Origin of the sequence: Bacillus cereus group sp. BfR-BA-01331 (genome assembly GCF_022663915.1) — a bacterium.
Lineage (GTDB): Bacteria > Bacillota > Bacilli > Bacillales > Bacillaceae_G > Bacillus_A > Bacillus_A mycoides.
The window spans coordinates 1-2,273 of sequence record NZ_JAKUGJ010000091.1; the positions used below are offsets into that span (position 1 = coordinate 1).

Consider the following 2,273-nt stretch of genomic DNA (forward strand, 5'->3'; position numbering starts at 1 on the left):
TTGCTTCATATTATATGGTTAAGTCCTCGATCTATTAGTATTCGTCAGCTCCACATGTCACCATGCTTCCACCTCGAACCTATCAACCTGATCATCTTTCAGGGATCTTACTAGCTTACGCTATGGGAAATCTCATCTTGAGGGGGGCTTCATGCTTAGATGCTTTCAGCACTTATCCCTTCCGCACATAGCTACCCAGCTATGCCCTTGGCAGAACAACTGGTACACCAGCGGTGCGTCCATCCCGGTCCTCTCGTACTAAGGACAGCTCCTCTCAAATTTCCTGCGCCCACGACGGATAGGGACCGAACTGTCTCACGACGTTCTGAACCCAGCTCGCGTACCGCTTTAATGGGCGAACAGCCCAACCCTTGGGACCGACTACAGCCCCAGGATGCGATGAGCCGACATCGAGGTGCCAAACCTCCCCGTCGATGTGGACTCTTGGGGGAGATAAGCCTGTTATCCCCGGGGTAGCTTTTATCCGTTGAGCGATGGCCCTTCCATGCGGAACCACCGGATCACTAAGCCCGACTTTCGTCCCTGCTCGACTTGTAGGTCTCGCAGTCAAGCTCCCTTATGCCTTTGCACTCTACGAATGATTTCCAACCATTCTGAGGGAACCTTTGGGCGCCTCCGTTACACTTTAGGAGGCGACCGCCCCAGTCAAACTGCCCACCTGACACTGTCTCCCGGGTCGATAAGACCCGTAGGTTAGAATTTCAATACAGTCAGGGCGGTATCCCACCAGCGCCTCCACCGAAGCTAGCGCTCCGGTTTCAATGGCTCCCGCCTATCCTGTACAAACTGTACCAAAATTCAATATCAGGCTACAGTAAAGCTCCACGGGGTCTTTCCGTCCTGTCGCGGGTAACCTGCATCTTCACAGGTACTATAATTTCACCGAGTCTCTGGTTGAGACAGTGCCCAAATCGTTACACCTTTCGTGCGGGTCGGAACTTACCCGACAAGGAATTTCGCTACCTTAGGACCGTTATAGTTACGGCCGCCGTTTACTGGGGCTTCAGTTCAGAGCTTCGCTTACGCTAACCCCTCTCCTTAACCTTCCAGCACCGGGCAGGTGTCAGCCCCTATACTTCGCCTTACGGCTTCGCAGAGACCTGTGTTTTTGCTAAACAGTCGCTTGGGCCTATTCACTGCGGCTTTCCGTTAAGAAAGCACCCCTTCTCCCGAAGTTACGGGGTCATTTTGCCGAGTTCCTTAACCAGAGTTCTCTCGCACACCTTAGGATTCTCTCCTCGCCTACCTGTGTCGGTTTGCGGTACAGGCACCTTTTATCTCGCTAGAAGCTTTTCTTGGCAGCGGGGAATCAAAGACTTCGCTCCATAAGGAGCTTCCCCATCACAGCTCAGCCTTCACGATAAGCGGATTTGCCTACTTATCAGCCTAACTGCTTGGACGTGCACAACCAATCGCACGCTTCTTCTATCCTTCTGCGTCCCTCCATTGCTCAAACGATAAAGAGGTGGTACAGGAATATCAACCTGTTGTCCATCGCCTACGCCTGTCGGCCTCGGCTTAGGTCCTGACTAACCCTGAGCGGACGAGCCTTCCTCAGGAAACCTTAGGCATTCGGTGGACGGGATTCTCACCCGTCTTTCGCTACTCATACCGGCATTCTCACTTCTAAGCGCTCCACCAGTCCTTCCGGTCTGACTTCACTGCACTTAGAACGCTCCCCTACCACTGATACCATTGGTATCAATTCGCAGCTTCGGTGGTGTATTTAGCCCCGGTACATTTTCGGCGCAGAGTCACTCGACTAGTGAGCTATTACGCACTCTTTAAATGGTGGCTGCTTCTGAGCCAACATCCTAGTTGTCTAAGCAACTCCACATCCTTTTCCACTTAATACACACTTTGGGACCTTAGCTGGCGATCTGGGCTGTTTCCCTCTTGACTACGGATCTTATCACTCGCAGTCTGACTCCTAAGGATAAGTCATTGGCATTCGGAGTTTGACTGAATTCGGTAATCCGATGAGGACCCCTAGTTCAATCAGTGCTCTACCTCCAAGACTCTTACACTTAAGGCTAGCCCTAAAGCTATTTCGGGGAGAACCAGCTATCTCCAGGTTCGATTGGAATTTCTCCGCTACCCACACCTCATCCCCGCACTTTTCAACGTGCGTGGGTTCGGGCCTCCATTCAGTGTTACCTGAACTTCACCCTGGACATGGGTAGATCACCTGGTTTCGGGTCTACGACCACGTACTAAACGCCCTATTCAGACTCGCTTTCGCTGCGGCTCCG

General features: G+C 52.3%; 1 rRNA gene. It reads right to left on the reverse strand.

The annotated features are described in order from the left end of the window. Window positions 1-14: 14 nt before the first annotated feature. Window positions 15-2,273: ribosomal RNA gene (locus MR155_RS30915) — 23S ribosomal RNA — on the reverse strand; the annotation flags it as partial.